Annotated in this window: 4 protein-coding genes; all 4 read left to right on the top strand. The window is 61.9% G+C overall.

Annotated features, from left to right (window positions below):
* Window positions 1–1,085: translocation/assembly module TamB domain-containing protein (locus tag EN879_RS22935; protein ID WP_206520984.1), on the top strand; the 1,085-nt coding region annotated here is incomplete at its 5' end.
* A gap of 266 nt (window positions 1,086–1,351) precedes the next feature.
* Window positions 1,352–3,004 (top strand): ABC transporter substrate-binding protein, encoded by a 1,653-nt coding sequence (locus tag EN879_RS22930; protein WP_013530882.1) that lies wholly within the window; start codon window positions 1,352–1,354, stop codon window positions 3,002–3,004.
* 230 nt (window positions 3,005–3,234) lie between these two features.
* Complete coding sequence (locus tag EN879_RS22925; RefSeq protein ID WP_013530883.1) at window positions 3,235–4,269, top strand: ABC transporter permease; 1,035 nt, start codon at window positions 3,235–3,237, stop codon at window positions 4,267–4,269.
* Window positions 4,270–4,281: 12 nt separating this feature from the next.
* Complete coding sequence (locus EN879_RS22920) at window positions 4,282–5,439, top strand: ABC transporter permease (RefSeq protein ID WP_013530884.1); 1,158 nt, start codon at window positions 4,282–4,284, stop codon at window positions 5,437–5,439.
* The last annotated feature ends 46 nt before the right edge of the window (window positions 5,440–5,485 follow it).

The raw sequence follows: 5,485 nt of genomic DNA, 5'->3' as shown, positions 1-5,485 counted from the left end.
TTGCCGGCGGCGTCGCCAGGATCAACCGGCTGACCGGAACGCTGTCGACGCGCGGCGGCCTGTCGGCCAGCGGCACGGTCGGCATCAACCCGGCGCAGGGTTTCCCGGCCGACCTGTCGATCAAGCTGGTCGACGGCCGCTATACGGACGGCAGGGTGGTGACCGCCAATCTCGGCGGCGACCTGACGATCAAGGGACCGCTGACCTCCGCACCGGTCATCGCCGGTACCGTCAATCTCGCCAAGACGGTGATCACCGTTCCCGACAAATTGCCGGGCTCGCTGGCGGCGCTCGACGTCAAGCACAAGAACGCGCCGGGCGCGGTCAAGGCGCAGGACAAGGCGCTGCGGCCGCCGACGACCAGCGGCAAGGGCGGCGGTAGCGGCCTTGCGCTCGATGTCACGGTCAACGCGCCGAATCAGATCTTCATCCAGGGCAGGGGCGTTGATGCCGAACTTGGCGGCTCGCTGAAGCTGACCGGCCCGGCCTCGTCGCCGCAAGCGGTCGGCACCTTCACCTTGCAGCGCGGACGACTGTCGATCCTCGGCAAGCGGCTGACCTTCACCGAAGGCACGGTCGGGTTTTCCGGCTCGCTGGTGCCCTATCTCAATTTGACGGCGACCACGACGACGACCAGCGCCACCGTCACCATCGTGGTGTCGGGCGAAGCGACCAATCCGAAGTTCACCTTCTCCTCGGTGCCGGCGCTGCCCGAGGATGAGGTGCTGGCGCAATTGATCTTCGGCCGCTCGATGTCGAACCTGTCGCCGCTGCAGATCGCCCAGCTCGCCGAAGCGGCGGGGCAGCTGGCCGGCGTCGGCGGCTCGACGTCGCTGCTGGAAAACCTGCGCAGCGCAATTGGCGTCGACGATCTCGACGTCACCACCGACGACCAGGGCGGCACGGCGGTTTCGGCCGGCAAATACCTCAACGACCGCACCTATGTCACCATCCAGAAGGGCGACAAGCCTGGCTCGGGCAAGGCGACGATCGACCTCAATGTCGGGCGCGGCGTCAAGCTGCGCGGCGAGGCCAACGATGCCGGCGAAGCCAAGGGCGGCATCTTCTACGAGAAGGAATACTGACAGTCCGGCGGGGCTTTTGGCCTCATGGTGGATCGATTCTGGTGCTGTGCGGGCCAGAGTAAATGTCTCAGTTTAATCGACTATCGCGATTCCAGAAGAATCCGTCGGACAGTAGCAAATTTGCGCCAAGACTGTCGTTATCACGCGAACCGCTCCCCTTTCAAAGTTGCACATTCCCTAACATGTTCTCAATCCACGCCGTCTTTGACATCATGGCCTGGATGCGGAATGTTAAAAGGCGGAAAGCCAACAATGGGAGTTAAGTCATGACAATTTATAAGAGTAATGGCGATCGCGTTCCGGATCACATCCTGGCCATGGCCGAAGAAGCCAAGGCAGGCAAGGTGGACCGCCGCGAATTCCTGGCCATGGCCAGCGTCTTCGGCGCATCGACGGCAATGGCTTACGGCTTGCTCGGCCTCGCCGATCCGACGCCGGCGAAGGCCGAAGAGGTAAAGGGCAAGAAGGGCGGCACGCTGAAGATCGCCCAGTGGATCAAAGATCCCAAGGACCCGCGCAAGGCCGACTGGTCGGAAATCGCCAATGCCGAGCGCCAGGCGCTCGAGCCGCTGGTCAAGTACACCTCCGAATACACGTTTCGCCCCTATCTGCTGGAAAGCTGGGACGTCAACGACGACGCCACGCAGTATACGCTGCATGTGCGCAAGGGCGTCACCTGGTCGAATGGCGATGCCTTCACCGCCGATGACGTCATCTTCAACCTGAAGCGCTGGGCTGACAAGAAAGCCGAAGGCAATTCCATGCCCGGCCGTCTCGGCTCGCTGGTCAAGGACGACAAGCTCGACGAGAGCGCCGTGACCAAGCCGGACGACCACACGGTCGTGCTTAAGCTCAGCAAGCCGGACATCGCGCTGATTCCGAACATGTGCGACTATCCCGGGCTGATCGTCCACAAGACCTTCGATGAGAAGGGCGGCGACTTCAAGGCCTGCCCGATCGGCACCGGTCCGTTCGAACTCGTCTCCTACGATGTCGGTCAGAAGGTGGTCTACAAGCGCCGCACCGATGACAAGTGGTGGGACGGCGAAGTGTTCCTCGATGGCCTGGAATTCATCGACTACGGCACCGATCCGGCAGCCATGGTCAGCGCTTTCGAGGCCGGCGAAGTGCACACCAACTTCGAGACTTCGGCCGACTATGTGTCGATCCTCGACGGCATGGACCTGGTGAAGTCGGAAATCGTCACCGCGTCGACCATCGTCTGCCGCACCAACGTCAACAACAAGCCCTATGGCGACCAGAAGGTGCGCAACGCGCTGCAGCTTGCGGTCGACAACAATGTCGTCTTGCAGCTCGGCTACGGCAATGCCGGCTCGGTCGCCGAAAACCACCATGTCTGCTCGATCCATCCGGAATATTACGAGCTGCCCAAGGTTGCCCGTGATCCGGCCAAGGCGAAGGCGCTGATGGCGGAAGCCGGCCAAGCCGACTTCGAACACGAGCTGATCACCGTCGACGAAGACTGGCATAAGAACACCGGCGATGCGATCGCCGCCCAGCTGCGCGACGCCGGCATCAAGGTGAAGCGCACCGTTCTGCCGGGTTCCACGTTCTGGAACGACTGGACGAAGTATCCGCTGTCGATGACCAACTGGAACATGCGTCCGCTCGGCGTCCAGGTTCTGGCCATCGCCTATCGCACCGGCGAGGCCTGGAACGAGGCCGGCTGGTCGAATCCGGACTGGGATGCCAAGCTCAATGCGGCGCTCGCCGTTGCCGACGCCGCCAAGCGCAAGGACATGATGAAGGACATCGAGCAGATACTGCAGGATTCCGGCATCATGATCCAGCCGTACTGGCGCAAGCTCTACAGCCACTCGGTGAAGGCGGTGCAGAACTACAAGATGCACCCGACCTTCGAGCGCGACTACGGCAAGGTCTGGCTCGACCAGGCTTGATATCGCATCGACATGGAGGGAAGGGGCTCGCTCCCTTCCCTCGCTCTTTGCATTGTCCGTCCCTGCTGGTCCGCACATTCTCAAAAAAGTTGCGGACTCGCGGGCAAGGCCATGCAACAAAAACAGGGTTGATCGCATCCGAAGGCCTGTTTGACAGCCAGCCCCGCCGGTCACGGCAGGGTTGGCTTTCATAGCCGGCTCAAACCCCAACCCATCGGCAGGGGGCCGCCATGCTTTCCTTCGTTATCAGGCGTCTTGGCACCATGGCATTGACGATGCTGTGCCTGACCATGGTCGTCTTCTTCCTGATCAACCTCGAACCCAATCTGAAGAAGCTGGCGATCAGCCAGACCGAAATGCATACGTCGGCCGAGCAGCTCGAGAGCTGGCTGGTCAACCATGGCTACCGGCAGAACTTCTTCGTCCGCTACGGCCAGTGGCTTGGTGTCTTGCCCAAGCAGCCGGTAACCGACCCGGCGACCGGCAAGCCGGCGCAGCGTTTCTCCTTCTGCAACGATCCGCTCGTGCCGACCTTTGCCGGCGTTTTCCAGGGCGATTTCGGCTGCTCGACCAAGTTCAAGGCGACCGTCGCCTCAAAACTGTTTCCGGCACTCGGCGCTACGGGCATCCTGATGTTCTGGGTGCTGGCGGTGATGGTGCCGATCTCGCTGCTGATCGGCATTCTGGCCGGCATGCGTGAGGGGTCGCGAACCGACCGGGTGCTGTCCGTGGCGTCGATCGCCTCGACGGCGACGCCTGAATATGTGTCGGGCGTCATCTTCACCGTCATCTTCGCCTCATGGCTAGGCTGGCTGAACGGCTCGGCGGCTTCGGCCAGCCAGGGCATCACCTTCTACAATTTCACACTGCCGGTGATGACGCTGGCGATCTACGGCATCGGCTATATCGCCCGCATGACGCGAGCTTCGATGGTCGAAGTGATGACGCAGCAATATATCCGTACTGCGCGGTTGAAGGGTCTCTCCTTCGGCAGCGTGGTGGTCAAACATGCCTTGCGCAACGCGCTGATCGCACCGTTCACCGTCATCATGCTGCAATTCCCTTGGCTGCTCACCGGCGTCGTCATCGTCGAGGTGATGTTCCGCTACCAGGGCTTCGGCTACACGCTGGTCGAGGCGGCCGGCAACAACGATATCGACCTTTTGCTCGGCTGCTCGCTGGTCTCGGTGTTCATCGTCTTGATCACGCAGCTCATTTCCGATGTCGGCTACGCATTTCTCAATCCGCGTATCAGAGTTCAGTAGGGAGCGAAGCCGATGCCGGTTCAATACATCAGTGGCTTCACCGTCGTTTTCGAAGTGCTGTCGCGCTTCTGGCCGGTCTGGATCGCGCTCGTCATCGTCATGGGCGCGAGCTTCGCCTACAAGAAGAAGCTGGCGCTCTACGGCCAGCTGTTCGACAGCGGTGTCGGCATTGTCGGCGTCGGCATCTGCCTGTTCTGGCTGTTCACGGCGATCTTCGCCGCGACCATATCGCCCTTCGATCCGCTGGCCCAGATTCCGATCATGAAGGACGTGCTGCCGGGCGCCGTCGAACCGCAGTCGGGGCTGACCTATCTGTTCGGCGGCGACAAGCTGGCGCGCGACGTGTTTTCGCGCATGGTCTATGGCAGCCAGATCGTGCTGATCATCGCGCCTGCCGCGACCGGCTTCGCGCTGATGGTCGGCATCACGCTCGGCCTGCCCGCCGGCTATTACGGCGGCAAGATCGACACCGTGCTGTCGTTCCTGGCCAACCTTGTGCTCGCCTTCCCGGTGATCCTGCTGTTCTACCTCTTGGTGACGCCGGGTATCATGGACACGCCGATCCCGTACGGCATGGCCGGCGTGTTCTTCCTGTTCCCGATCATCTTCTTCAGCGTGCTGTTCTGGACCCGCTACAAGAACCGGCCCGACCGGCTCTACATCCTGCTCGGCATCACCCTGATCCTCGGTGGCTGGATCTATCTCGGCCTTGTGTTCGATAAGGACCCGCTGCACATCGTCCATATCGATCCAAACCAGCTCAACATCTTCGTGGCGGTGGTGTTCGCCTCCAGCCCCGGCGTGTTCCGCATCGTGCGTGGCCTGGTGATGGACATCAAGACGCGCGACTATGTGGCGGCGGCGCAGACGCGCGGTGAATCGCCCTGGTACATCATGCTGTGGGAGATCCTGCCCAATGCGCGCGGGCCATTGATCGTCGATGCCTGCCTGCGCATCGGCTACACCACCATCCTGCTCGGCACGCTCGGTTATTTCGGCCTTGGCCTGGCGCCGGAAAGTCCGGACTGGGGCACCGCGATCAAGGACGCCAGCCGCCTGCTGCGCTCCTTCATCCATCCGGCGCTGCCGCCGACCATCGCACTGATGTCGTTCGTGCTGGGCTTGAACCTGCTCGCCGACTCGCTGCGCGAACAATCGATGAAAGACTGATGTCGCGGGTTTCGACCCGATGGGCCTGAGAGAAACAGGCCTGGAA

Source organism: Mesorhizobium sp. M7A.F.Ca.AU.002.02.1.1, assembly GCF_003998535.1.
Classification (GTDB): domain Bacteria; phylum Pseudomonadota; class Alphaproteobacteria; order Rhizobiales; family Rhizobiaceae; genus Mesorhizobium; species Mesorhizobium ciceri.
This window is presented reverse-complemented; position numbering and strand designations above follow the sequence as displayed.